Below are 281 nucleotides of genomic sequence, written 5' to 3' on the forward strand. Positions count from 1 at the left end.
GTTGTCTCAAGACTGCCTGCGCCGCTCCCAAGAAAAAAACCTGCCAGCACAAGCGTCGTCCAGCCCGGCACCAACAGCCCCAGCAGAAGTGAGCCAATCATCAGCAAAAGACCCATCGTCAGCACAGCGCCATAGCCTCTTTTTCTCACTAGAATGGGGGATAGCAGAACACCTGTCAAAAAACCAATAAACTGAAAAAAAATTAAAGATGATAATTCCCCAGGACCCTTATCATAACTCGACAGCAAATAAGGCGTTAAGCTGCCAAAGAACACATGAAT

The 281-nt window shown here is 47.3% G+C and carries 1 pseudogene; it reads right to left on the reverse strand.

Annotated elements, in window-relative coordinates:
- A pseudogene (locus AC0IXA_RS27320) lies at positions 1 to 281 on the reverse strand (hypothetical protein); the annotation flags it as partial.

It is taken from the genome of Pseudomonas sp. AC083, from assembly GCF_979253165.1.